Genomic DNA, 26356 nt, shown 5'->3' with positions numbered 1-26356 from the left:
AGCACGAATGGCGACGAAAGTTACGCCAGCGCCGCAGAACATTAATCTTACATGAATTCATAAGCGATCTCACGACCCCACACCTGCTCGTCAGCCGGCCGCAGGGAGGAGGTCACGATGCCCGCCTGTAGGAGTCTTGTCCTTGCCAGGCGCAAGTTTGACGGAGCCAATCGGCTGGACGGTGAAATCCGAGGCGAGATCCTGATACGAGAGAACAGGTAGATCTATTCCATTGCGGGTGAGAAAGCCGCGGACGAAGCGCCGGATATCCATCGAGCCCAGGATAACTGGCTGGTTCTGACTGCGCGCGATGCTCGAATGGATCTGGCGAAATTGTGCAAGTAGCATCTCGCTTTGCCGATCCTCCAAAACGAGGTAGGGACCGACAGCGGTCTCGCGCACCGCACCTCGCACGATATCCTCGGTCTCACGCTCGACGATAAAGGCCGCCACAACACGATGGGCGTTGGCATAGCGGTGACAGATCTGCCGCTTCAGAACGGAGCGCACATATTCGGTGAGCAGTACGGCACTTTGCTCCCGTTCGCTCCATTCTGCAAGCGCCTCCAGAACCAAACGGGTGTTCCGGATCGGGATGCCCTCGTCCAGCAAGCGACGTAGCACATCCGCGATGCGAGGGATCGGTGTCGTGCGCAGCACCTCCTTCACCAGATCGGCATATTCCTGCTCCATCCGGCTAAGCAGCTGACGGGTTTCCTGAATGCCCACCAGGCGCTGTGCATAGCGTGTCAACGTCGACTGGACGCGCAAGGCGATGATTTCGCTCGGACGGTGGTGCCCTATTCCGGCAGCTTTGAGAGCGGGCGCATGGCCTTGTCCGATCCAGATCCGATTCGTGTCTGGGTCCTGCCAAAAGGGAATCCCGCTCAGTTCAATGTTCGCCACGTCGTCGTTAAGTAAGAGTTGTGTCGGGTCAATGGCGCCCTCTTCCACCGGCACTCCTTCGACATCCACCCGGAATTGCGATTGGGCCAGGTGCTGTGCGCTTTGGGCGGGAATGCGTGGAATTGTGATGCCAAGATCAGCTGAAACCAGTGCCGAAACCCGTGCGACGCACTGCTCGAGTTCCCCTACGTCGATTGCCTGCATCAGGCTCGGCGCTAGCAACAGCGTAATCGGAAGTGCCTCCGCGGGCACGGTTTGCTTCTGACCTTGTGCGGAAGCGGGAGCCGAACCGGTGGGACCGGCGCCGGCCTTGAGAGCGGTCTTGCCCTCTTGCACGCCAACCTTGAGAAAGCTGGCAGCGGAGAACAGCGCGGCCAGTATGACAAAGGGCGGCAAAGGGAAGCCAGGAACGAACCCCATCACAAGCAAGACACAGGAGGCCAAGCGTAGCGCTTGTGTGCTGGCCGTAAGTTGGTTGACGATATCGGCGCCGAGATTGAGTCTGGAAGGACCGTTGACACGAGTGACAATGGTTGCGGCTGTAATTGACAGCAGCAGGGCCGGAATCTGCGAAATGAGCGCATCACCGATCGTCAGGATGGTATAATGATGCACCGCCTCCTCGAGGGACATGCCCTTGGAGAGCGATCCGATCGTGATGCCACCCAGCATGTTGATGCAGATGACTATTAATCCGGCTATGGCATCGCCCTTCACGAATTTCATAGCGCCGTCCATCGCGCCGTGCAGTTGGCTTTCTCGCTCCAGCGCGCCGCGCCGGCTGCGGGCTTCGTGCTGATCGATATGGCCGTTGCGCAGCTCCGCGTCGATCGCCATCTGTTTGCCCGGCAGCGCATCGAGCGTGAAGCGCGCAGATACCTCCGCCACCCGCTCGGCGCCCTTGGCGAGAACCATGAACTGCACCATGGTCACGATCAGGAATATGACAATGCCGACGGCGATGTTGCCGGATATGACGAAATCGCCGAACGTATGAATGATGCTGCCGGCATCGCCCTCGGCGAGGATCAGTCGCGTCGTTGCAACGGTAAGAGCGAGACGAAAGACGGTGGAGATCAGGATGACGCCCGGCAGGGACGAAAAGTCGAGCGGCGTGTTGAGATACAGGGCTACCATCAACAGCAATATAGCAAACCCCAGATTGAAGCCGATCAACATATCGATCATGACGATCGGGATCGGCATGATCATCATTGCGATCGCCAGAAGAAGCATCAACGCGACCATCAAATCCGGGTGAGCCGGCGCGCGCGTGATGAGATTTCGTAGAAGGTTGGCCATGAGAAGCCTTATTGTTGTTTGATTGCAGCTGTGCTGCCCCGCAACAAAACATAGCGTTTGAAGGCGGCTTGCGCTTCGATCATGCGGCCAGCGTGGCGCAGGGCGTGGCTGCGCATCAGCATCAAGGGCGGACACGAAGACGGCTCGTCATCCAGTTTGTCAAGCCTGTCCAATACCGACAGTGCTTCGTCGCCGCGACGCTCCGAGATGAGAGCGTAGGCCAGGATGCGGAGCAGGCCGATGTCTTGAGACTGTTCGTGAGCGACCAGCCGCAACAGAGCTAGGCTCTTGGCGCTCTGTCCGCACGCAAGGTAGACATAAGACAGCACGCAGAGCAAATCTCGCTCCGGCCCGGAGATCAGCTCGCTAGCGCCGGCTTCGGAAACGATCGGTGGCCGTGTAGATGTGAAGTGTTGCACTTTGTCTGGCACGACCATTGCTAGCCTTTGATCAAGCCGTTGTGACTCTGCCGGAGCAGGATTAAACGTTGCAGCTCCAGTTGCAGAAGGGCGGCCCCTTCACGTGGCACCAAATCCTCTGGCGCGGCTGATAGCGTATCAGCCAAACGCTCCAGAAGAAGGCCGTGTTGCTCTGGACGCAGAACATGCGAATGACGTAAGCGCGGCGTTACGAAGGAGAGTAGACTGTGCGCGAGATTGGGCTCATTAAGCCAAGCGAGTTCCGAGCTTGGCTCGATCTGACCTGGCGGGGCGCGCGCCTCGTCTAGATTGATGCGCGAAACTGCATCGATCGAACTGAGCTCGAGCGCGCTCTCGATCGTGGCGTCCACCAACCGATCCGGCACGTCACTATGACGAGAAAGTGAGGTGTGGCTCTTGGGATCATTGCCACGCGTCCGGTCAATCCCGATGGACTTGGCTCGAGAATTGACCGGCGTGATGGCAGATGCATGATGATCAACGTTTGGCTCCTGAAAAGCGGTGCCGGGCTCGACGGGATTGGGGGGCAGCCTAGTCATGGCACTTTGCTTCCTTACCTGCGGCCTAAAACGCTAATAGGGTAGAGTGGCAAGCCGGCCATCCCGGCTCAGCAGAACACGCCCTTCCTCAATCCCGTAGACGGTCCATCCATTGCTTAAGAGCGCGCCGACGAAATACTTTTGACCAGCAATGACAATATAGGGGTCGCTCCCGCGCCAAACAGCTTGGACCCCAATTGCGGGAGGCGTCTTCTCATCCTTGATAGCCACCGCATTGACGAGCGTATAAGCGCCATTGCTATTGTGATCAAACCGCTGCTGGACGTCTCGCCATGTGGCGAGCGAGGCGGGCGTAACGGTGCCATCGGCGGTGACAACGCCCGCCCCAGAGCCGACCTTGATGCCGACAAGGCCCGCTCTGTCAACTTCCTCTTGCAACCGTTCGGCAGCTGCATCGGTGGCCAGAGCATCAGGAGCGCTGAGCGCCAGCTTGGGCGCAATGTCCGGAGCAGGGGACGACGGACTTGACGCCACGGTGGTGACGGTCTGGACAAATCTGGGTGAGACTGCGCCAACCGCGGCAGAGCTGATCAGGACCAAAGCAAGAAAGGCGAGCGATATATGCCGGCGGTCGATGGAGCCAGCTTGTTTGTAGTCTTCGATCGTCCAGCGAATGGACATCGCCCCGGCATGCAAAACGACAGGAAGAGGGACAACAATGGATTCGTTCGGTAAAACAGTCTCGTGCCCCTCGATCCTAACGTCCCTGGCAAGGGCCTCGATCTCAATTGAATTGGAATGGGGGGTGACACGAAGATGGTGCGGTTCGAGGCCTTGTTCGACGAAGATCAAGTCAGCATCGAGGCTGCTGCCAATCAGACACGATCCGACCCCCACTTTACTTGTCAGCCCGGAGTAACACCCCGACAACACTTCAAAATGCGGGCAATTTGGTTCATTCACGGTCGGTTTCCAGAACAGCGAACGGAACCGTACGGCAAAACCGTACGGCCCGTGCGACTTCACAGACTAAGCAGCCGGGGAAAGTGGGGCGGCGACGTCGCCCCATCTCATCCCTTACTGCACCCGCTCATCGGCCGCTTTCTTGACGGTCGAGAGCTCGGTCGAGACGACGCGAAGTTCCACATCCCTCTCAGCAGCCTTTGTGCTGGTCAAAGTCAGGGCGGCGATTTGCCGTTGGAATGCCGCCTCTCCAGCAGCTTCAGCAGCCGTGGAAGCGGCTGCAGCAGTAGCGGTGCCGGCTGCTCCACCTGCAGTCGAGGTATGAGACGCACCAACATTCTTAGTCATACTATTCTCCTGTGTGCTCGAATTTCGCCGCGACGTGCGGCTCCTATTTCCTAACGTCGCAACATGCGACGTCAGGAATCCTCCTCTGTCTCGGCCATGACATCGTCGAAATGGCTCATTGCACTATTCGCAACTTGGAGAGCAGCGGCTCCCAAAGCGGCGCTGAACGCTTGCTGCATAGCGGCTTCGTGCGAGTTGCCGCCCGGAGTGGACGCGCCGCCGTTTACGGGAATGTTTGCATCAGGCGATCGGGCATGATCGTCGCCCTCGCCAGGCTTGTGAGATCCTTTTTTGCCGCCGCTTTTGCCGCCAGCCGCATGGAGGTCAGCATCAACGTGCCCAGCGCCGCTAGAGCTCGTAACGCGCATCGGGTTCTCCTATGTCAATTCGATCGTTCCAATGGAGGCAGTTTCCGTCCTCCACTATGCAAGTATTAGCTTTCGACAAGCTGACGAGTCGTAGAAAATGCAACGAGCCGATGTCGATCATCATTATACGTCTTCACCAGCCGACCGTATTTGTACAAGTTGCCCGCGAAAGCTGGAGATCAGTGTTAAGACAAACAATCGTTTGTGGAGCTTGATCGGGTGAGCACAGTGCTCATCGTTTCGAAAGCTTCAATAGCGAAATATCAAAGCCACCACTAACAAAAACGTTTTGAGGCCGACGTGCTGCAATCTCGGGCTCACGTCCCTTGCGATGCCTCCGAGCTCTTTCGACGATTTGCTTGCAGTCAGGCGAAGCGGGCATGGAGCTTGACCTGGTCGGAGCGAGGCGGAAAGCCAGAGTGACGGCCGATTCAGCGGCTAAGAGCGGTCCCTCGGTCCTGGCGGGCCCATAGCAGATCCGTCAACCGAGCAGAAGCCCGCCACTCGAGAAAGAGCCCTTCGGACTTCTATCGCTCTGGACCAATGTGCTCTCGATCCTTGCGCAACCGGCAGGCTCCGCGGCTGCGGCCGGTCTGTAGCGTAGTGTTAATGCATCGCGGTCTTGACAGGCGGACGTATGCAGTCGACGTGAACTTCACAGTGGCAGACTGGGTTTGAGGTCGGATTCGAACGATCGAGTGCGGCCAACATAGTTTGTACGCAGTGAAGAGCCGAAATAAGTTCCTCGGATTCGGGGGCGGTCTCAAGTATGCTGGTAGAGCTTGCGCGACCTACTGCTCGGCAGAGAGGCCCAACCGCGCGGAGGCCGCGCAAGCTCGATTAGCGTTTCCAGCGTGATCCTGAGAAGATAGCGTCGCTCTCCGCCTAGGCGTTAGCGCCTGCAGCTTGCAAGCGCTCGGATTCAATGCGAGCCTTTAGGTTATTCAGATAATCCTCCGCGTAGGACTGGGCCACCGAAACCGGCAGGTTGATGCCGGCCGTCGCGGCTTCTTGAATTGCCTGCTTCACCAAGCCTTCTCGCATTGCTAATTTGACCTCAGGTCCGGCGATGCAGCCCACCGCCTGTGCCGCAAGGCTCAGCCCGGCTTCTTCCAGCGCTTGCTTCATGTTGCCTCCACTGATGGCAGTGTGAAGAAGATTTGCAGCTTGCGCCTCGGCTTCGAGCACCATTGACGCCAGATCGGCCAATTCACCCAAGCCTGGAATGAAGCCAAGTACGCCGACTGCTGTCGCGGCCCAGTCGAATATTTTAGAGCCAACTTTGAGCACGTCATTAAGTGCGTGCATGAAGGCGCCACCGTTCTTTTTGGGAGACTTGACGTCGGGCTGGTCTGCCACGCCCATCGTCATGTCCGCGACCGCGTCCTGCTCGGCAGGCGTTCGGGCGGCATGCGTCTTCACTTGGTGAACGGTGCGGTTCGCCCCCGACATGTTGTTGAAGAACTGATTGAAGTCGGTGTTGCTGATATTGCCGGAATCGACCGTATGGCCGCCGCCGAAGTCGAAGAACTTATGGTGGGTTTTGTAGCCCGTAATCGCGTTGTTCATCAATCCGAACAACACAGGATCGGAGAGCAGCTGGGAGGCCGCCTTTCGCACCTTGGGCGCGAGGCTCCTATCATCGACCATGCTCGCCAGTTTTTCTCGGGTCAGATCACCCTTTCCGAAGAAAGCGTTTTGGTTCGTGCTGATCGTATTGAGCGTATCGAGCTCGGCTTGCGAGAGATTCATCGATGATGAAGCAACCTGCAGGAAGTCCTCTTTGTGGACCTTGTCTATCGAGCCACCGTACAAGTGCTTCCATTCATCCGGGTGGTCGAGGAAGTATTGAGCGGCCGCAAGGACCTGTGGCGGGGATTTGCCGGTTTTAGCTTCGCCGTCGACGATCCGCTTGAAATCCGCAAGGCTCAGGTTCTTAGGCAGGTTGTCGGAATACCGATAGAGCTCGCGCAATGCATCGGTCTGGGTCATAACCGATGGCTCGCCATTCCGGGTGCCGTCGGAAGGGATGTAGTTTTGCGTATAGCTCTTTGCCCGCTGCTCCTGGAAAGCAGCAACCTGAGGGTGGTGATCGGAGAAGCCGGAGAGATCACCTGCTTTGATCTTCCCGCCGCAGCGGCCGTCACCTTGCGAGCCTATCGCATAGAAGAGCTCTGGGTCCAGTTGCAGAGCCTCGATCGCCGCCTTTAGATCCGGCGGTGTGGAGGGATCGTTGGCCAAATCTCCAAGAGATTTCCAATCCAGCGGGCATTTGTCTTTGTGTCGGTTCAGCACCGACACAATCTGCAGCTCGGCATCAGTCAGCGTGCCGCTGTTCCACGTGATCCTGGAGCTTTGTACAGGTGCCTCTGCAATCTTCGGGGCGCTCGCTACGGAGGAGGACTCCGCGGAGGATGGCTCTGGGGCCTGCTGACATGCGTCCAGTGCGGCCTTGATCTCCGGCGGGAGGATGTTCCGCACCTCCTGCGTGAGTTCCTCCGTCAGCTGCTTGGCTGAGTCTGCAGCCGGCGGATCCTGCGGAGTGGAATGGTCATCGACATTGTCTTTCAACGAGAAACTAGCCAGCATCGCCTCGAAGTTTGAAAGATCCCGCGCCGATGAGGGCCCGGGGGCCAGCCCGGACAAACTCGAGCTGGCGGTTAGCGATAGGTTGTTGACTGACATTATACATCCTCTGATTTGAGATCGCACCACAAGCCGGTCATGTGGCGCAGCGCGAGAATTGCGACGAACAACGAGCAAGAAATGTCGATAGGCTTCGATGGCTCCTACCACTTGCTTCCGATTGCTCAGTGCGCCCCCAGCGATCAGTTCCGCTACAATCTATAGGCACATCGCCGTCTAGATATTCACGCCACATGGTAGGTTCGATTAGCTTTCCAAAAGCTGACGGCGCTCAGAGGTTTCACAACGAGACGCGCAATGATGGTGTGAGAGGCGGTGATGGATCTCGACATCGGAATCGGCTTGCTTGTTATGCTCGATCGCTCGCCTCCGGGCCAACTAGTTCGAATAAGCGAGGCCGAGTCTGCCGCTCTGGGGATGGTCACGTGCGCTGATTCGTGAAACAACGTCGCAGGTCTCCGCAGCATCTTATGGTGAAATCACCCACGCGTAGCGACCTCGCGCCTGCGCCCAACGAGAGTGTTGGCGCTTGGGTAGATGCTCGAAAGAGTCTGACGGTATTGTGCAGACACCTATTGCCCCGAGCGGATCGAAGCTCAGCTGCACTCGGCATTCTTCATGTCATCATGCTTAGCCCTTGGCGAGTGTTCGCCCGAACCTACAGGCCAAAGGGAAGGGTCCAGCGACGGTTTGAGACAAATAAAACCCTCTTCTTGCCATTCCGCCGTGTGAGGCACACCCAGGATGGTGAACGTTGTTGTCCGGACACCCCTGGTAGGTTTGAGATCGCGGCTTCTTAGCATTTCGATCTGAGCGGGCGTAGCTGTTTGGCCAGTGAAGACCCAGTCGTCCTTGGCGCGACGACCGTTCGCCATGGCGAAATCTCCAATTTTCGGTGGAGCAACCCTTGCGTGCAACGTGGGCCCAGCTTGAGACGGTCGCGTGAGGTGACCCGGCCCGCATGAGCCAAGGCTCAAGATCTTGCCAAACTCCGAGATCGGAGGCGTCCGCGCGTTGTTGAGCGATCGGTTGTTCGGAATTGGACCGCTGGCCACCGCTCAATGATGGCTCGACACGCGATGATCTGCCTCCCAGTCCTGCCAAATTAGGTCCTGGCTGTATTCGGGTATTTCATGCAATGGCCATTAGTTCACGCTCAAACTCCCTTGGACCGGCGGGCGATGAGGACGAGTGGGGCGCTGGGCTGTTGTCCGCCCAGCTTAGCGCGTTGAAGTCCATCCTGTTCCTCCTTTTGGACAGCGGAGTGGCTTTCATTCTTATGCGACGAAGCTCATTTGCATGACGGAACTCGTGGAGTTGTTCAAAAGCTCGCATGAGGCGCTAAAGTGGCAAAGCACGCTCACCGATGCTGCTGGCTAGAATTCTGGTTCGCATCCGTGGCTCCGGTTGGACGTTTATTGCGCCACCCTGCGGCATCGGCCATCTATACATCCGCGCTCTGACAATGGCAGCAGTAGCTTTCGAAAAGCTGACAGAGGGCATAAGCAGACGCATTGCATCTCTTCCAGGCTTCTGTTGTCATCAAGTCATTTCTTACCTGCATCGGGTGTGTGGACCACGCCGTCTTGATGTGGTGCCTCCGGCGAAGGAGCGTCATTCGGTCGTCCTTCGCGAATGACCACGCTGGAGGATCCCCGAAACAGCATCAAAACCGACTCGTGCGGCGGCTTTTCGGCACCGCTCGGGTTTCGCCGCGCCTGTGCCTCCGCCGCAAGTCCTTTTACTGTTTGCTCCAGAAGCGCGACAAAGCGGGGTGGACCAGAGGCGAAGACGAGGCCATCTCCCGGTACGGGTCTCACGATGTAACGCTCGTCGGAGATGTTGAGCGCATCGAGTGCAGCCTTGAACGCATCAAAGCTGATTGGACTCAAGACCAAAAGGCGGCTTTGCGCCTCATGCGCATCGGATACGTAGAGCACCAGCCCATCGTAGTACCATTGAAGATTGTAGAGATTAATCAACCGTTCGAGGAACTCTCGCGGCGGGAGATCCGGCATTCGCCCGCGAATCCGCCCCTTCACCCCGGTGCTGACATTGACCCTGATATTTAGGTTGTTGCCGAATTCCTGCAGTGCGGCCGCGAGGTCCTGATCCAGAACTGTGTAACTATAAGGTGTCGATGGCAGCGCTAGGGGAGCGCCGAGCGCCTCGACGACGCCAAAGCAAATGAAAACACCAGCATAGAGAACTTTCGTCAAGATGTGCAGCCTTGTGGATGGGATGAGCATTCCTGCTATTTTTACACTTGAGAACAAGCACCGGAATTCGTCCCAAAATGTGGAAGCCGATGCTTCGTCCCAAATTGGAAGCTAACCGTGATCATTAGATGACAGATGCTCGTCAGTTTTTGGTCAGCTTGCTTCTCTAAGGTGTGGCCCATTCGTGTGAACGAACGGCTCATCTCACCACGTGACAGAAATGATTTCCTCGATCTTGTTTGGCGTTACGTCGATCTCTGCCAACGCCGTCGAGTGTGCCTCCAACGGCTGTTCGCCGGCACACGCTCAGTTTGGCGAAAGTCTTGCGCAGGCGGCCTCGAACCAAGGTGTCGCCTCTTCTGTGAGCGAGCACGCGCCAGCTCCATCGCTGCCGGAAGTGCAGCGCGCAGTAGCGCCGGCGAGCCCGCTAGGCGATCGCGTCCTTCAGAGCATTTCTGCTATCCACCAGGGCAAACCATTTCCGTCGGGTGCAGTTTCGCCGGCGCTCGTGGGCGAGCCTGATCCTGCCAAGAGCCTGCAGCTTGGGCCGGCCGCGCAACCGGTCTTGCGTGTGCAGCAAGTGGAGGTGCATCCAGTGGGCAAACCGGAGGGTGCGGATCATTTCGACTCGGCGCTGGCGAATCTGCGGGATGTTTACAACGGCGTCATCCAGGTTTCGCTCATCTCCAAGGGGACGGGTGCTGTCAGTTCATCTTTGAATAAGCTTCTATCGGCGGGCTGAGTGGGCCGTTGGCTGTCTTGACGAAACACAAGATCGGTAATGGCCGGCCCGCAAGAAAGCGGCTTGATGCTCTCGTTCTGTTGCCGCTTTTGCTGACCCTCGCCGGCTGCAAAGCTGATCTGTATACCAAAGTTCAGGAGCGTGAAGCCAACGAGATGCTTGGGCTGCTCCTGAGCAAGGGCGTCGATGCCATCCGTGTCGTCGGTAAGGATGGGACCAGCACAATACAGGTGGAAGAAAGGCAGCTCGCCTACTCAATCGAGCTGCTGAATGACCATGGCTTGCCGCGCCAATCCTTCAAGAGCCTTGGTGAGGTGTTCAAGGGGGCGGGCCTCGTTGCCTCTCCGGTTGAGGAGCGAGCCCGCTACGTCTATGCTCTCAGTGAAGAATTGTCGCGCACGATCAACGATATCGATGGGGTTCTCTCCGCCCGTGTTCATGTCGTTCTGCCGAAGAATGATCTTCTGCGACAGGATGCAACCCCGTCCTCGGCGTCGGTTTTCATTCGACACGCCTCCAACGCGAAGCTCTCAGCCTTGCTGCCGCAGATCAAGATGCTCGTCGCCAACAGCATCGAAGGTCTATCGTACGACAAGGTGGCGGTCGTGTTCGTGCCGGTTGAGCGAGCTCAGCATGAGGTCTCCGTTGTGCCAGCGGCAGCTTCCGCCGAACCAACCAAGTTCATCGCAACTCACATTGCGATCGGTGCAGGAGGTGCGCTCGCCGCGTTCGGCATTCTATCTTACGTGCTGCTGAGCACACGTGGGCGACAGCTTCGTCAATCCTGGCGCAAAGTGACAAATCTCCGCAGAGGTGCCAGCAAGCCAGCGGTCCAGTCCGCCGGCAAAAAACTGTCCTCCGATCCGAAATAGGCGGCAAGCAGGTCCGTATCGATGGCATCCACTGACCCAAATCATTCACTCAGGCCGCATTCCGATCGCCTCCGCGAGCTTGCCGCTTTGATTCATCCCGGCCGGTTTGCCGGCCATCTTGATGGGCTCGTGTCGGCCGCCACAGTGCTGCAGCTGCAGAAGACTCCGAGACTGCAGCAAAGACTGGTCGAATTGCTATTGGGCAGTGAGCTGGTCTCGAACGGAACCGACTGGGGTAGGGACGTTCTGCTCGGGCATGATCCGCGTCGGGCGGCCCTGCTCGCCGGCAGTATCTGGCATGCCCGTTCGGTGCTCAAGCTTGTGTCAAAGCACGATGTAGCGATTCTGATCGAGAATATTGGTGCGGAAGCTCATGCTTTCGCAATCCGACACTTATCCAGCGCCGTCGCAACCACATCGATTGACGATCCGCAGAAGCTCGCGAGCCAGATTGAACATGACGGATGTGCCTGCCTTGGTGCTTGGCTCAAGGACGCATCAGAGCTTGACCGTGTGCGCGTTCTTTTCCGCTTACCTGTGGGGACCACCGCCGAATCCCCAGCAGCCGAACACCACAATTCAGCGGGTCAGTTACTGTCTTTGGTGGTGGCCCACTTGGCCACGGAGGAGCCAGCGGCATGACGGCCAACGAAACAGTCTTGCCAGATAGCCCGCGGATACGGCCGCTTGGTCCGCTCATACCAGCCGCGGAACTTGGTATCTGGTACGATGCGGTGCAGACGCGCGCGCTAGCCGAGCGATATCTGCGGCAGGTTCGCAGTTGGGCAAGGAAAGCCTATCAGCAGGAGCGGGAGCGCGGCCATTGCGAAGGTCTTAGGTCAGGCTCGGACGAAATGGCACAGCTGATCGCCCGAGCTGCTTCCGATGTGGCCCGGCGAAGAGCCGTTCTGCAACAGGAGTTGCCACAGCTCGTGATTGAGATATTGACCGATTTGTTGGGCTCCTTTGATCCGGGTGAGATGTTGGTAAGGACCGTTCGTCACGCCATCGAGCAAAGATATGGCAGCGCAGAAGTATGCCTTCACGTGTCTCCTTTGAATGCTGATGCACTAAGGCATGAATTCGTGGCGTTCGATGGAACGGATAGTCGGCCGAAAGTCAGAATTGATCCGGACCCGGCCGTGGGGCCTGAGCAATGCGTTCTGTGGAGTGAGTTCGGCAGTGTCGATTTAGGACTTGCCGCGCAGCTCCGCACATTGCGTCTCAGCCTTAATCCATCTTCTCAGGAAAGCGATCTGTGACGACGCAACGATCAGGCCATGATCAATCGGCCGGCGAAGGAGATGTGCATGCGGCGATAGCATCTCTAAGATTAGCAGCAAAGGATGTCGATACGCGTGCCGTGCGGGGACGGATCACGCGTGCGATCGGCACCTTGCTCCATGCCGTATTGCCGGGGGCCCGTGTTGGAGAACTTTGCCTGTTGCAGGATCACGCTTCCGGATGGTCACTTGAAGCGGAAGTCATCGGTTTGCTACCGGACGGGGTGTTGCTGACGCCCATTGGCGATCTGGTAGGCTTGTCCCACCGGGCGGAAGTGCTCCCGACCGGGCGCATGCAGGAGGTGTCAGTCGGGCCCGACCTGCTCGGCCGCGTGATCGATAGCTTCGGGCGTCCACTCGATGGCAAGGGGCCGATAAAGACGGTCCACACGTGTCCGCTCCGCGGCAAGGCGCCCAACCCGATGAGGCGGCGTGGCATCGAGCAGCCGTTTCCGCTCGGCGTTCGCGTGCTGGATGGACTTCTGACGTGTGGCGAAGGTCAGCGGATCGGAATCTATGGAGATGCCGGTTGCGGTAAGTCGACGCTGATGTCGCAAATTGTAAAAGGCGCGGCCGCAGACGTCACCGTGGTTGCGCTCATAGGAGAGCGTGGACGCGAGGTGCGTGAATTCATCGAACGTCATATTGGAGATGCCCTCGCTCGCACGATCGTTGTCGTTGAGACATCCGATCGATCGGCAATGGAGCGGGCGCAATGCGCTCATGTGGCGACCGCACTCGCCGAGTATTTTCGTGATCAAGGGTTGCAGGTCGTTCTGATGATGGATTCGCTGACGCGCTTTAGCCGTGCGATGCGCGAAATCGGCCTTGCCGCAGGAGAACCTCCTACCCGGCGCGGCTTTCCTCCTTCCGTCTTTGCGCTGCTGCCTGGTCTGTTGGAGCGTGCCGGTATGGGCGAGCGGGGCTCGATCACGGCATTCTATACCGTGCTTGTCGAAGGTGACGGCACGGGCGATCCGATCGCCGAGGAGTCGCGCGGCATTCTCGATGGTCATATCATTCTTTCGCGCGCGCTGGCCTCGCGGGAGCATTTTCCCGCCATCGACGTGCTGTCGAGCCGAAGTCGTGTCATGGATGCGGTCGCCTCTGGTCCACATCGCAAAGCGGCATCCGTCTTCCGCGATCTGCTCTCGCGCTACAATGAGGCTGAGTTCCTGATCAAGGTCGGTGAATACAAGCCGGGCAGCGATCCACTGACTGATCGGGCAATCGATTCAATCGAGGAACTGCGCGCATTCTTGCGCCAGGGACAGGACGAGCCGTCTAGCTTTGAGGAGACCCTTTCATGGATGTCGCGTCTGACGGCCTGAATCTCGTGCAAGCGTCGAAATTGCGGCTGGTGAAAGACATGAGAGAGCGAAGCGCGCTTCGTGAATTGTCGAACATGGAAGCCAGGCGCCGAATTGCGGTCGAAGCGCTGCAGCGAGCGTCTGAGAATCTTGAAGGCGCGGAGAATCGTCGCGCCAAGGTCGAAGCTGAACTTTATCAGGAGCTGGCGTCGCTCAAGACGATGTCCGTGACCGAGCTCGATCGTCGCTTTCAACTCATCCTTGGGGGGCTGGCAGCACAAATCGAATCGGCACGCCAGGCGCGTGAGCAGGCGCGCGTCGCGCATGAGCAGGCTCAGCGGTCAGTGAATGAGGTGCGGACCATATGGGCCAAGCGCTCGGCGGCGAGCCAGAAATGGGAGGAGATTGAGGGCGATGTCCAGCACACGACCGCTGTCCGTTCGGAGTGTGCAGCCGAAATCGATGCCGACGACGAGGTTTTGCTCCGATATCATGGTGGTTCGCGCAGCCAAGCGGTCGGCGGCTCGAACTGATGGCTCGTTTATGACGTCGCGAGCTGCGACCGTGGAACCTGTCGGTAAATGCCGTGGGTGAACCCGCACTATTTCAGCCAGCGGTAAAGTTGTCGCATGGCGTGGTCTCGTGGCTCAACGAGGTCGCAGCACCTCGCACGGTTCTGCAGACCCGCCTTGGCGATAAGCCGCTATCGATCCGTATAAGCCGGCTTGTTTGGCAGGCCGAGCCATATGCCATGTCGATGCTCGACTGCGTATTTTGCGCCGGAGGCGAGACCGCTGTCTTGTCCTTGCCCCGCCCTCTCGTCGAGGCGCTGATTTCAATGGTCCAGTATGGCCTTACTTTACCTTCCGACCCAACCCGCTCGCTGCTTCTCGAACTTGCTCTGGAACCTTGGCTCGCTCGTTTAGAGATCATGCTCGAGCGGAATTTGCAGCTGATCCGCATCGAAGACGCGACGGCCAAAGACCCCTATTTGGAGCTCGACGTTACTTTCGGACCGCTGGCGGCCGAGGCCCGCCTGTTCTTGTTCGCGCCACTTGACGGTCTGGTTCCGTCTGCGTTTCGTGTGTTAGGCGAGCTGATCGGCCGACTACCGCGAAACTTAGGCATGATTTCTTCGGAATTGCCGGTCGTGATTGCGAGAGAGATCGGCTCGCTGCGGGCGCCCGTCAGGCTTCTTCGTCAAGCACAGCCCGGCGACGCACTGCTGCCCGACGTCATTCCATTTGCCCATGGCCAGCTCATCCTCGCTGCGGACAAGTTGTGGGCGCCGGCGCAGGTCGCGGGCGACAGACTTATCCTTCGGGGACCATTCCGCCTGCAGTCCCATCCTCTAAGGTATGCAAATATGACGATACGATCCCAAGCGGAGCAAGCAATCCCGCCCTCGGAAGCCGACATCGACAGTGTTGAGATCACGCTTGTGTTCGAATGCGGCCGCTGGCCCATCCCGCTGGGTACGCTGAGAAGCATCAACGAGGGGCACGTGTTCGAGCTTGGCCGGCAGCTGGACGGTCCGGTCGACATTGTCGCCAACGGTCAATTGATCGGCCGCGGCGACATCGTACATGTCGGTGAAGCGTTGGGCATCCGGTTACGTAGCAGGTTGGCGGTCAATGGTTGACATTCAACCGAGCATCCTTGCGCTTGTTGCGGCGACCGTCGGCCTTGGCCTGTTGACGTTCGCAGTCGTCACAACGACGGCGTTCATCAAGGTTTCCGTCGTTCTCTTCCTGATCCGCAACGCGCTCGGCACTCAGTCGATACCACCGAACATCGTTCTGTATGGCGCTGCATTGATCCTTACCGTGTTCATAGACGCCCCGGTATTCGAGCAAACATACAACCGCGTGACCGATATGCAACTTCGTTACCAAACCACCGACGACTGGTTGACCGCCGCCAAGGAGGGCAGCGAGCCGCTACGCGCCCACCTCAAGAAGTTCACCACTGAGGAGCAGCGCACGTTCTTCCTGTCGTCGACAGAACATATCTGGTCGGAGGAGATGCGCGGCAACGCAACAGCCGATGATTTTGCGATCCTGGTGCCGTCCTTTTTGATCTCCGAGCTTAAGCGTGCGTTTGAAATCGGTTTCCTTCTCTATCTTCCGTTCGTCACAATTGACCTGATTGTGACGACAATTCTGATGGCTATGGGCATGTCAATGGTGTCGCCAACAATGATATCCGTTCCTTTCAAGCTTTTTCTGTTCGTCACAATCGACGGCTGGTCACGGCTCATGCACGGACTGGTCTTAAGCTACGCATCTCCGGGGAGTTGAGATGGACGAGGCCAGCATCCTCACCCACGTGAGCCGATCACTGGTCCTGTTCATGATCTGGGTTCTACCGCCGCTCCTGGCAGCCCTCGTGGCCGGATTGGGTATCGGCATCGTGCAGGCAGCAACCCAGCTCCAGGATCAAACCTTGCCGCTTACCGTGAAGCTCCTCGTCGTCGTCGCCGTGCTCGTTCTGTTTGCTCCGGTGCTGAGCGCGCCGCTGATCGAGCAAGCCCAGCATATATTCACTGAGTTCCCCGCGCTCACAGCGAGGTATTAGTGCGCGGAACGCACGGCTGTCTAAGTTTTAGCTATAGCGCGCGTTTGTCTGCCTTGATTGTGAACCACAAAAGGGCGAGTTCGTCAGCTTATCGAAAGCTCGCCTCACTAGCATGCGACGGATAAATATCCGAACTGTCCTGTTCGGCTCCGTGAGCCTGCCGTATTCGGAGGGAGAATGACCCCATTTGGAAGTTCTATCCATTCGATTTAGGTTTTGCTTCGACGTGACGGAATTACCTGCTGAGACCTGGTCCTCGATGCATTGCCTGGCGAGTTGTCGACGCAGTGAACGGGCGAACCGCCTTGATTGCAAGCGGCCCCACGATTCTGGCGTTCTGGTGAATGAGCCTGCGAATGAAGGTGCCGCTCGAGACCGATCTCCATTGACTGCGAAATTGATGGAAGCTTTGAGGCCCTCAGATCTCCAAACCGCGCTGCGGCCGGTGAGAGCGGAAGAAACGTGGCTTGTAGGCCGCGCAGCGGCGCGATTTCGCCCGTGCTTTCATCGAATGGTCATACCTCTGCGCCGGATGGCTGTAGTCATATGGATGGTTGAAGCCGAAGTCATCTGCCTTGTGGGAGGCCTGTCGCTCTGCAACCGCTGGGACACGAGATCTGCAGAGTTCTTGACGTCTCACATCACGGCGACGTGAGCGCGACGGTTGCATTGGCTGAAGGAACGACGAGCTGAGCTCAAATGGATGCCTTGTCACCCACCGAAACGCAAACTCTGATTCAGACTGCTGCCGAGTTCGTCGTTGCGGCCGGACTTGGCGCGGCCCGGGCCCTCGGCATTATGCTGGTTCTTCCGGTATTCACGCGACCGCACATTGGCGGGATTATCCGCGCAAGCGCGACGGTTGTGATTGGATTGCCTTGCTTGATGCAGATCAGGAACGGCTTGCAGACACTAGATCCGGGCACCCGTATGATTGCGGTCTCGCTCCTCGGTTTGAAGGAGATATTTATCGGCCTGCTGTTCGGTTTTCTGCTTAGTATACCACTTTGGAGCATCCAGGCCGTTGGTGACATCATTGATACCCAGCGCGGCATCTCCAGCCAGGTGGACGATCCTGCCACACGCAGTCAAACCGCCCCGATGGGGCTCTTTCTCGGGACTGCCGCGGTTACGATCTTCGTTGTATCAGGAGGTCTGCAGACCATGGTCAGATGCCTCTATGGAAGTTATCTGATCTGGCCCGTGTATCGGCTGCTACCACCCCTGACCCACCAAGGGGCAATGGAGTTTATCGGGCTTCTCGACCATGTCATGCATACGACCCTCGTGGTCGCCGGGCCCGTGCTGGCTCTGCTGCTTCTGATCGACGTATCCGTCATGCTGCTCGGGCGCTTTGCGCCGCAAATCAAGCTGAGCGATCTCTCTCCGACCATCAAGAATGCCGCCTTTGGGATCATTATGGTCAGCTACGCCGTCTTCCTGATCGAATATATGCAAGCAGAGATCATTCGGTTCAACGGCGTGCTGGAGTGGCTCGAGAAGTTCTTGAAATGAACGACACGAGCGAAGAGAAAAACCTTCCCCCAAGTCACAAGAAGCTGAGGGACGCGCGTAAGAAAGGGCAGAGCCCGCGCAGCGCCGACTTTGTGACCGCGGCAAGCCTTTGCGCTGGTTTCGGCTGCCTGTGCTTCAGGGCGGGCCCGATCGAAGACGGATGGCGCGAAGCCGTGCGGCTCACCGACAAGCTGCAGGAACAGCCCTTCAACAGTGCGGCCCGGCAGGCGTTGGTCGGATTGATGGACCTTTCTATAACAGCCGCGGCTCCCATCCTAGGTGCGGCGGTTGTTGCGGCGATTCTGGCCGGTGTCTTGGCCGGCGGCGGGCTGACGATTTCGGTTGAGCCGCTTAAACCCAGCTTTGAAAAATTGGACCCCGTCAAAGGGCTGAAGCGGATTGTCTCCCAGCGGTCGGTTGTCGAGCTTGGAAAGTCTATCGTCAAAGTGTTGGTTCTTGGCGCTACGTTCGTTTTCACTGTGCTCGCAAGTTGGAGGGCACTGGTATACTTGCCCGTGTGCGATTTGAGCTGCTTTGGTTTTGTCTTTAAAGAGCTCAAAGTGCTGATCGCGATTGCTGCCGGCGCTCTTCTGATTGGCGGCTTGGCCGATCTGCTCATTCAGCGTTGGTTGTTCTTGCGCGACATGCGCATGACGCAGAGCGAAGCCAAGCGCGAGTCCAAGGAACAGGATGGTAATCCGCAGATCAAGGGTGAACACCGCAGGCTCCGCCGGGAGTCGGCGAACGAGTCATCGCTCGGCATCCATCGGGCGACAGTGATACTGACGGGGCGAGCGACATTGATTGGGCTGCGCTACGTTCGGGGCGAGACCGGCGTCCCGGTACTGGTGTGCCGCGGCGAGGGCGAAACGGCTTCACAGTTACTGGCGGAGGCGCGCGCCCAACGTCTGAGCATTGTCGAGGATCATGTGTTGGCGCGTCAGCTGATCCGAAAAGGTGCGATGGGCAAGGCCGTTCCGATGGAGTGTTTCGAGAGGGTTGCAAAGGCAGTCTTTGCCGCCGGCCTAGTTTAGCGTCGCGCAAAACAGCGATGCGCTCAAATCTCTGGTCAACGACCTAACTGTCCCAGAACCTGATCTGCAAGCTGCACGATCCCAAGAAAAGGACGAGCAAAGATTGGATTCCAGGAGGCTCGTCGCCGATTCCAAGACTGATATGGACAAGAATGGCCAACCGACGTTCATGCTGCTCGGGTCTTACGAGCCGCTTATTGGGTTTCTGGCGCAACCCTGTTATGCGTTTCATCCTCCAAATTGCTCCTGTTGCCCGCCGACGTGGCCCCACGTGCGGTGATGGGAAGCACTGCACGATCACCACTGGTCGGCATGACAGCGCCATTGCCTAACAAGTCGCCAGGTTCATTGACCATGACCGCAAGATTATGCCGGACTGAGCAGCCAAGGGTTGGATTGAACGAATTGTCGTTCACTGTAGGACCGACGATGGAGAGCGAGGGGCAGAGCGGAGGATGGGCTTCGAAAGTGATCGCTTCGATCCTCACCCCGGAACGAGCCGGAAAATCCACACGAGAAGCGGACAGGCGGATGTTGTAGGTGGCAACGCCCATTGCGCGAGCCTCGTGGGCCACCTGTGCAATGAGTCTAGGTGGGCCGATGACGCCCACATGGAGGGCATCCAGCCGGCCGCGACTGGTCGCTGCAATGAAGCTTCGCAGTCGACGCCGTTCGGGGCCACGAAGGCCCTGCAGGAACAGCACGCTACTCTTCTGCTCGACCTGGATCTCTTGGTCAGCCGGCGCGGGCTGGATCGAAGCAGTCATTGCGCAGCCCCCCAATGTTGCTCCAATAACGATGGGGTAGCACAGATGTCGCAAAGTCATTTGGCGAACCTCATTCGATAATAAAGCCGGCGCTGCCGGTCAATCCTGGTGCGCTGGCGCGAGGCGTATCGCGCTCTCGCGGCGGCCGGGCCACCGTGTTCGTCAAAATCCGCCCCGCGTCTGAGGGCGGTGAGATGCGGTCGCTCGGCGCACTCATCCGGTTCGGATTCGGTCCGGGCCGCACGATGTAGGGCGTGACAATAATGACCAGCTCGGTTTCACGTTTTTGAAACGATGATGAGCGAAAAAGCGCGCCCAGGATCGGCACATCGCCGAGCCAAGGAAACTCGCCGATATCAGTGTTGAAGTTGCGCCTGATGAGGCCGCCGATTGCAAAGCTCTGACCGCTGGCGAGCTCGACCACGGTGCTCGCCCGCCGAGTCGAGAGAGCAGGGACCGCCATGCCATTGATTTTGACTTCGCCTTCGCTCGACAATTCGCTGACTTCCGGCTTCACACGGACATTGATCTGATTATTGTTGAGAACCGTCGGAACGAACTCGAGGCTCACGCCGAACTGGCGAAATTGGACGGAAACCTGCCGGTTGTCCTGCATCACCGGAATGGGGAATTCGCCGCCGGCGAGGAAGCTTGCGGCTTCGCCGGACATGGCCGTTAGATTCGGCTCAGCCAGGATCGAGGCGAGGTGCTCGCTCGCGAGAGCGTCGAGAACAGCGCTCAGGTTGGTATTGCCGGCGCTAAACCCAATCCCGATCGTGCCGCCGCCGCCGGCCGCGCCGGACCCGCCCCCTTTGCCGGTCACAAGGAAAGCGCCGTTTGGGCTCGAGGCCGTGAAGTTGATGTTGAGATCCTTGACGGCGCTGCGGGAGACTTCTGCCACCCGTACGCTGAGATTCACCTGCAATGAGCCGGCGACCTGGATCTTGTTGACAACCAGCGCGCCCGCGCCAAGAAACTGCTCAGTGACCTTCCTGGCGATCTCGACGACATCGGCATTAGGCGCCGTACCGCTAAGGATCGCGCCGCGCGGGGTATAGCTGACCTGAATTGGATAGTCCCCGACCTCGGCCTTAAGCGCGGCCCGCAGATCTTCGATCGGTTGAGTGACGACAACACGCAGCTCGGCGAGAGCCTCTCCGTTGTCGTTCAGGGCAAACAGGCTCGTCCGTCCGGCCTTTTTGCCAAACACGAAAATCGTGGTGTTCGATGGCGCCTGATAATCCGCAATCGCCGGGTCGGCTATAAAAATGCTCGCAGCCGGCCCGGTCAGATGAACTGTCTTGCCCTGTGAGGAGGTAAGGTTGATCGTGCCCGTGGTGTTGCCAGGCGCCGCACGTGGCGGTTCCCCTCTGCCATCTCGCTTTGTCTGAGCTGTGACAGCAAGCGGAAATAGCAGAGCGAGTGCGCACAGGACGTAGCAGAGGCGGGGAAAAGTGGCATAGTGCGAGCCGCTGGCGACCATCGGCGGCTCGCCGGCGTCATTGTTAACCACGTTCAAGGGAGTGCTGCTTTCAAGTTCGATCGGCTAGGCAGCCGATGCTACGCCGATGAGTTCAAGGGTGTAACCGACACCGCGCGCGGTCTTGATCCTCAGCGTTGCACCCGCTTGGCTCAAGTGCGTGCGTAAGCGATAAATCCCGACTTCCAGCGCATTGGTCGAGACCTCATCGTCAAATGCATACAAGCTATCTTCGAGGGATGCGCGCGGCACGGTACGGCCCGCGCGGTTGAGCAGATGTTCAAGAATGCACACTTCGCGGCGCGCAATTCTCAGTATTCGACCACCGATCGAGACTTGTCTCGCGATCGGATCGAAATGCAGATTCCCGAATGTCACAACAGGCGCCATCATTTGCGTTGACCGCCGCAAAATAGCTCGCATGCGGGCAATGAGTTCGTCGATAGACACGGGCTTGGGCAGAAAATCATCCGCGCCCGCATTGAAGATCGCAATCCGCCGGCTAAGATCATTGAGACTGCTCATCATCATAGCCGGCATTGATCGTCCCTCGCGCCGCAACTGCTTCAGCCAGTCCAATCCGTCTCCATCGGGCAAAGCCGATTCGAGCAGGACCATGTGGTAGTTCGCGCAATCGAGCGCGACCGCCGCCTCATCCAGCGTGCGTGTCACGTCGAGGGCGAAGCCACATTTTAAGAGCGCTTCCTTCACGTCGCGGGCAAAGTCCGCATGATGATCAACCAGGAGAATACGCATTCATTGCCTCTCGTCCATCCTCGGCAGGACTTGAGCGTGCCACGCTGACCACGAGATTCGGCGGAACCCAGAGGCTGCCGCTTTGGCGTGAATTCGAAAAGCCGTAAACGACACGCAAGACGTTGTTGGCAGGCGACCCATGTCTGCGCGTCCATCGTCATCGGATAGGTGGCGGCCTGCCGCGGATCGCCTGCGCGGGGGGGCGCGGCTCAAAATCTCCCTTACGCCGGCAAGAGCTTTGCAATCTCTCACGAAGCTGAGAGTCCTGGCCGCGCGCTGATGCATCTGTAGGCCGAGCATAGCCGTGCCTGCATGCACTACACGAGCGCCTGTAGTAGCGATCGTGCCAACCCGCCCGAACGATACGAAAGCGCAGGCGAGAGCGGCTGTATTTGCCGTCGAACAGACTTGCGAAACCGACATTGGAAACTCCCCAAGTTCGCCTTGACCGCGGTCAGTCCTGCAAGGCTGTTGAGCCCGTAGTGTCGTCAAGTCACGACAACGCAAGTTTTCCGCGTTTGAAGACACTTCACGCGCTATGCATCGACCAATGGCTGGAAAAGGCCGAGATGCGCGACGAAACGCGACATCGGCGGGGATAGACATCCTCTCGATAGCCGGTGATAGCCGAGCAAGACGTTCACTGTCCCGAAGTTCGGTCGCTCCGGAGACGTTCTCCGCGGCAGTCGAGCGAATGCTGCCAACGAACGACAAATTGAGTCCGGCGTTGCTGTCGCGCATTGTCTAAGGTGGTTACGCCGCCTCCCTTTCGTCAGACAAGGGGAACGGCGCAAGAACGATCTAATCTCGAGCTTGGACTCGGCCTGTGGTCGGCACAGGCGAAATAGCGATTGCCCGCGTTGTTCTCCTGCGCTGGATCCTGGTCTGGCTGCGAGGAGGGCGCTGCGTCCTGCGCTTACAGAGCAGATAAACGACGCAAACTCTGAAGGGGAGCAGTCGAGTAGTGCGACGAGGCGGATCGGTCGAGCATTGAGGTTTTGAGACGTTCGCAATTGTTGCTCCCTGTCAGGAAGAGTTCACGCGAGCGGATTCTGTCGCGGGACTGTCGGAAATCCTACAATCTGACGCTGGGTGCGATACAAGTGCCTTTAAAGGCTCCTTGTAGCAGTGCCCTCAAACTCGGGATCGTTGTGAGGCAACGACGACACAGTTCGGCCACGCCGTCGACCTGCGCGTGGCGGTCGGTCTCGCTCTGTCCAACGTCGTGAGCATTTGTCCGTCCAATTGAACGTGACGCCAGAAACGCTTTGAAATGTCCGAAAAGACGGTCGTTCTTACGACGCTTTGGGTAAGCCATGACTCCACGATCGGGCGATCCGATCCGCCTCAGACGTGGCAACTTAGCGGGAAGACCGTGGCAAGGCGCGGGATGCGTCCAAGTGACGACAGGAGCTAAGGTCCGAGATGCAGACGGCCGATCGCGCGAGCCAAGTTGTTCAGCAAGGGACCGAGGAGAGAATCGATTGCCAGACGTCATCTTGAATGCGGGCCTCCATACATTGCGATCGACTATGGGGCGTTTAGGCGTGCTCGGCAAAATCGATTGTTTTGATGGAACGCATCCAGATGGCGGATCGGCCGTACTGCAACAACGCCGCTTGCTGCGGACGAGTGAATACCTGATACGATTGCGGCCAAAAGACCCGTTGGTTGACCGCGCGGTTAATGTCAGGCCGAGCTAGCTAAGGCGGGGAGCGTTCAGCGGCTTACCTCACCAAAGCCGCCGGTCAACCGTGGGGGCGGCTAACAAATTGATGCCGGGCGATGTCACAACGCATCCAAGATGCCAGAATGCTTTAACGAGCGGGCCGTCGGGGGTGCATCTTCCGTCGCAGCCCTCAACCGCTGTAACGCTCGATCGGCGAATTGATCGGGCCATCGATCACGCCGCTAATATGCTCAAGCTGTTGTGCGTGAGGCGGAGCTGGTGCGCCGTTTTCCAGTTCTTCCTTTGGGGGGGTGTTTTGGTACTTGAACGCCAACGAACCTGTCAAATGGCGCAGTCGACAGACCATCTACTCATTACTCTCGCGCTTGTAGGGATTTGCTTCGCTATTTCCAAATTGCCGCCCAGGAACACGCGCTCGGTTTCTCGGGTTGGCGTTCTGCCCAGTGAGCACATCGAGTCGACGTCCCCATCGATGTTGTCCTGATCTTCGGCATTCATTCCAAGCCCAATGCTACTCAGCACGTCGTCGGGGGTCCATACAGTTGGCTTCGGTACAGGGTGTGCAGCGCGTCCCGCATTGTCGGCGATCGCTCTCGCCCAAGGATCGCGAGAAACGGCGAGTTTTGCCGGATCCTCGACCAACGATGCGAAGGGTGATGCTGTTGTCTTGCCGCGCATATGCCAGCCAGCTTGGCGCGTTCGGTCCATAGGATACCGCTCCAGAGCATCTCCAACGGAAGAATGATCCCGAGCCGTGTTGCGGAGATGCGATATTGCGCTCGTGTTTTCTTCCATGCGCGGCTTGCAATCATTGTCCTGATTTTGAAAACGCCGCAGTGCGATATATGGCGACCCCACCACCTCGTCGAATAGGCGGCCCCGATCGACGGGAGCTGCGGTCGCCGATGACCAATGTGCTGCTTGCTGTTCGGCAAGGTCGATCTCGTTCCGAAGCGCTTCAAGAGCGGCACCTGTCAGTGTTGCGGCAAGCGGAGCGCGCGCTGACAAATGATGAGGCTGGATAGCGACTGGTTTCCGGGGCCTCCTCGTTTGGCGCAGACGAGGACCTGGCAGTCGCGGAATTTGCCGCTAACGAGACTGAATCCGAGGTCAGGAAGACCGAATCTAAGTCGTCTAGATCCAAGTCATTCAGCTGCTGCTCAAAGCTTTCTTACTGGTGCGCCGGTCTGGGCGCTAAGCTCGTCCGGTTGCCAGTCGACGCTGTGCGCGTGCTGCAGCGCGTCGTGAACCTGAAAGGGAGTGTCTGCGGTATTCCGTGGATCAACATTCATATCTCTCTCCCTTCGAGTGCCGGCTGTCGGCGTAGATTGTTGCAGGTGCAGCTTTCGAGAAGCTGACGGACCAGGAAGGAAGCCATTTAGCTTTAGCCGTTTGAGGGATGCCGAATGGATTCAGTCAGTGAGGCGAGCGGTCAGCTGGAAGGAAGCCGCGCAAAGCGACGGATCAAAAGTCGGTGCCGCCTTGTGCCTTCTGGTATTGCTGTTTCGACTAGGCCGAGATCGGGTGCCTTGACTGAGCTTGATCCGACCGCCGCGTCAGGTTCGCTCCACCACCTCATTGCGGACACGTCGTCTAGCGCCGCAGACAGTCCTTGCACAGCTATCACGATGGACGAGCTGGCCCATGCGGCTGTCCGAAGTGTTCCTTCGTAGATCGTCTACTTTATGCAGATGTGAGAATTGCATGCTTTCTGTCGTTGGGCCTGCAATGGAGGAGCGCGACCGGTTGCCCTTTTGTGTTTTCCAAGCGGCCGACGCTAGATCAGATCGTTCTAGTCGACGTCGCGCGAGGCTAAGCCACTTCCGCAAACCTGACATACGAGGTTGTGATGTCGGAATAGCCATCACAACTACTTGCGCTTGGTTGCGACAGGATGTTTTTGTCGCAGGCGCGAGCGCGCTTGATGTGTGGAATCAGCCAAACGGTTTGCGAGCACGACCGTCTTGAAAAACGAGATCTGTGGTATTTATCGAGGGAGAAGAGCATATGAAGTTTACTGGCATAGGACTGACGATCCTGTTGTCCTTGCTTTCGGCCGCGAGCGGGAGCGCGCTAGCGAGAGCCGATGAGCCCTCGCCGAAATACACCGAGGTGCTCAATGCCCTGCAGGCCGGGAAGAATGTGAAGCTCATACTGGACATGAGCCGCTGTACCACCGCGGAGGCTGGCAAGCCTGCATCGGCGACGCAGGCCGGTCTGGTCATCAATGCCTTCAGGGTGACCGCCCAGAACGGGATCAGCTTCGCCAATGCTCACCAAACGGTCGACAGCTCCGGACATGCCGTGACCGAGTACATCCGCCATAGCCTCAGCCGCGAAGGCAAGCTGACGGTGCGAGCCTCGAAGCTTGTCGTCGGGACCACCGAACTCGTGAACCAGGGCGAATTCATCTGCGAACTGCCGGATGGCGCAAAGTTCATCTGGTAACGAAGAGCACAGGGCAGCGGGATGGGCTTCGAAGACTTGATCCTTTAATCGTGTGGACATCTTTCGCAAGGCATGACGCGGATCGTTTCGATCGTCAGGAACGGCCAGAGTGTTTCTGGCCGTCTTTTCCTCGGGGGGGCATCGAGTTGCACGAACTTGCTGCAGTTCGATCAAGGTACTTATGAGGGCC

24 protein-coding genes are annotated in these 26356 nt (G+C 58.2%); 12 read left to right on the top strand and 12 right to left on the bottom strand.

Annotated features, from left to right (window positions below; genetic code table 11):
• Positions 1–90: 90 nt before the first annotated feature.
• The 9 genes from sctV to CV770_RS07210 all read right to left on the bottom strand — a co-directional run bounded on the left by sctV (position 91) and on the right by CV770_RS07210 (position 9722).
• Positions 91–2208 carry a type III secretion system export apparatus subunit SctV gene (gene sctV / locus CV770_RS07240; protein WP_104461820.1) on the bottom strand — a complete coding sequence of 706 codons (2118 nt, stop codon included), beginning with the start codon at positions 2206–2208 and terminating at the stop codon, positions 91–93.
• An 8-nt stretch (positions 2209–2216) separates the two neighbouring features.
• Positions 2217–2645, bottom strand: coding sequence for a type III secretion apparatus assembly chaperone SctY (sctY, locus tag CV770_RS07235; RefSeq protein WP_104461819.1), 429 nt, complete (start codon positions 2643–2645; stop codon positions 2217–2219).
• Between the two features lie 2 nt (positions 2646–2647).
• Positions 2648–3187: a hypothetical protein gene (locus CV770_RS07230; protein ID WP_104461818.1), complete on the bottom strand. Its 540-nt coding sequence runs from the start codon at positions 3185–3187 to the stop codon at positions 2648–2650.
• 33 nt (positions 3188–3220) lie between these two features.
• Positions 3221–4111, bottom strand: a complete 891-nt coding sequence (locus tag CV770_RS07225; protein WP_104461873.1) for a SctD/MshK family protein — start codon at positions 4109–4111, stop codon at positions 3221–3223.
• Positions 4112–4225: 114 nt separating this feature from the next.
• Entirely contained in the window at positions 4226–4459 is a 234-nt protein-coding gene (locus CV770_RS07220; RefSeq protein ID WP_084674877.1) for a nodulation protein NopA, read from the bottom strand.
• Between the two features lie 71 nt (positions 4460–4530).
• The gene (locus tag CV770_RS41500; protein WP_146101257.1) at positions 4531–4827 is read right to left on the bottom strand and encodes a hypothetical protein; all 297 of its coding nucleotides are present in this window, start codon (positions 4825–4827) and stop codon (positions 4531–4533) included.
• An 885-nt stretch (positions 4828–5712) separates the two neighbouring features.
• Entirely contained in the window at positions 5713–7512 is a 1800-nt protein-coding gene (locus CV770_RS07215; RefSeq protein ID WP_283811288.1) for an HrpF/NolX family T3SS translocon protein, read from the bottom strand.
• Positions 7513–8069: 557 nt separating this feature from the next.
• Complete coding sequence (locus CV770_RS41495; protein WP_146101256.1) at positions 8070–8348, bottom strand: hypothetical protein; 279 nt, start codon at positions 8346–8348, stop codon at positions 8070–8072.
• 672 nt (positions 8349–9020) lie between these two features.
• The gene (locus tag CV770_RS07210; protein WP_104461816.1) at positions 9021–9722 is read right to left on the bottom strand and encodes a secretin N-terminal domain-containing protein; all 702 of its coding nucleotides are present in this window, start codon (positions 9720–9722) and stop codon (positions 9021–9023) included.
• A gap of 190 nt (positions 9723–9912) precedes the next feature.
• Between CV770_RS07210 and CV770_RS42080 the strand changes: the two genes are divergently transcribed.
• From CV770_RS42080 to CV770_RS07155, 11 genes are all read left to right on the top strand, one after another.
• Complete coding sequence (locus CV770_RS42080) at positions 9913–10434, top strand: nodulation protein NolB (protein WP_161499978.1); 522 nt, start codon at positions 9913–9915, stop codon at positions 10432–10434.
• A gap of 17 nt (positions 10435–10451) precedes the next feature.
• Complete coding sequence (gene sctJ / locus CV770_RS07200) at positions 10452–11306, top strand: type III secretion system inner membrane ring lipoprotein SctJ (RefSeq protein WP_245453699.1); 855 nt, start codon at positions 10452–10454, stop codon at positions 11304–11306.
• Positions 11307–11327: 21 nt separating this feature from the next.
• Complete coding sequence (locus CV770_RS07195) at positions 11328–11948, top strand: nodulation protein NolU (protein WP_104461815.1); 621 nt, start codon at positions 11328–11330, stop codon at positions 11946–11948.
• Positions 11945–12568: a type III secretion system stator protein SctL gene (gene sctL, locus CV770_RS07190; RefSeq protein WP_104461814.1), complete on the top strand. Its 624-nt coding sequence runs from the start codon at positions 11945–11947 to the stop codon at positions 12566–12568. Before CV770_RS07195 ends, sctL begins: the two co-directional genes overlap by 4 nt.
• The gene (sctN, locus tag CV770_RS07185) at positions 12565–13920 is read left to right on the top strand and encodes a type III secretion system ATPase SctN (RefSeq protein ID WP_104461813.1); all 1356 of its coding nucleotides are present in this window, start codon (positions 12565–12567) and stop codon (positions 13918–13920) included. Before sctL ends, sctN begins: the two co-directional genes overlap by 4 nt.
• Entirely contained in the window at positions 13896–14432 is a 537-nt protein-coding gene (locus tag CV770_RS07180; protein ID WP_104461812.1) for a hypothetical protein, read from the top strand. Before sctN ends, CV770_RS07180 begins: the two co-directional genes overlap by 25 nt.
• Positions 14433–14650: 218 nt before the next feature.
• A complete protein-coding gene (sctQ, locus tag CV770_RS07175) occupies positions 14651–15541 on the top strand; it encodes a type III secretion system cytoplasmic ring protein SctQ (RefSeq protein WP_502693588.1) in 891 nt (296 codons plus the stop codon).
• Positions 15534–16199 (top strand): type III secretion system export apparatus subunit SctR, encoded by a 666-nt coding sequence (gene sctR, locus CV770_RS07170; protein WP_104461810.1) that lies wholly within the window; start codon positions 15534–15536, stop codon positions 16197–16199. Before sctQ ends, sctR begins: the two co-directional genes overlap by 8 nt.
• Before the next feature lies 1 nt (position 16200).
• Entirely contained in the window at positions 16201–16476 is a 276-nt protein-coding gene (locus CV770_RS07165; protein WP_050403016.1) for an EscS/YscS/HrcS family type III secretion system export apparatus protein, read from the top strand.
• A 699-nt stretch (positions 16477–17175) separates the two neighbouring features.
• Positions 17176–17991: a type III secretion system export apparatus subunit SctT gene (gene sctT, locus CV770_RS07160; protein WP_104461809.1), complete on the top strand. Its 816-nt coding sequence runs from the start codon at positions 17176–17178 to the stop codon at positions 17989–17991.
• Positions 17988–19025 (top strand): EscU/YscU/HrcU family type III secretion system export apparatus switch protein, encoded by a 1038-nt coding sequence (locus CV770_RS07155; RefSeq protein ID WP_104461808.1) that lies wholly within the window; start codon positions 17988–17990, stop codon positions 19023–19025. Before sctT ends, CV770_RS07155 begins: the two co-directional genes overlap by 4 nt.
• Before the next feature lie 194 nt (positions 19026–19219).
• On the opposite strand, the gene CV770_RS07150 is transcribed toward CV770_RS07155, so the two are convergent.
• The 3 genes from CV770_RS07150 to CV770_RS07140 are packed head-to-tail and all read right to left on the bottom strand — an operon-like array spanning position 19220 to position 22028.
• Positions 19220–19852 carry a CpaD family pilus assembly lipoprotein gene (locus tag CV770_RS07150; protein ID WP_104461807.1) on the bottom strand — a complete coding sequence of 211 codons (633 nt, stop codon included), beginning with the start codon at positions 19850–19852 and terminating at the stop codon, positions 19220–19222.
• A 10-nt stretch (positions 19853–19862) separates the two neighbouring features.
• On the bottom strand, positions 19863–21311 hold the full coding sequence (locus tag CV770_RS07145) for a type II and III secretion system protein family protein (RefSeq protein ID WP_104461806.1): 1449 nt from the start codon (positions 21309–21311) through the stop codon (positions 19863–19865).
• 27 nt (positions 21312–21338) lie between these two features.
• Positions 21339–22028 carry a response regulator gene (locus CV770_RS07140; protein ID WP_104461805.1) on the bottom strand — a complete coding sequence of 230 codons (690 nt, stop codon included), beginning with the start codon at positions 22026–22028 and terminating at the stop codon, positions 21339–21341.
• Positions 22029–25698: 3670 nt separating this feature from the next.
• Between CV770_RS07140 and CV770_RS07125 the strand changes: the two genes are divergently transcribed.
• On the top strand, positions 25699–26166 hold the full coding sequence (locus CV770_RS07125; protein WP_245453691.1) for a VirK family protein: 468 nt from the start codon (positions 25699–25701) through the stop codon (positions 26164–26166).
• Positions 26167–26356: the final 190 nt, after the last annotated feature.

This window comes from Bradyrhizobium sp. AC87j1, from assembly GCF_002936975.1.
In the GTDB taxonomy this organism is placed as follows: Bacteria; Pseudomonadota; Alphaproteobacteria; order Rhizobiales; family Xanthobacteraceae; genus Bradyrhizobium; species Bradyrhizobium shewense.
This window is presented reverse-complemented; position numbering and strand designations above follow the sequence as displayed.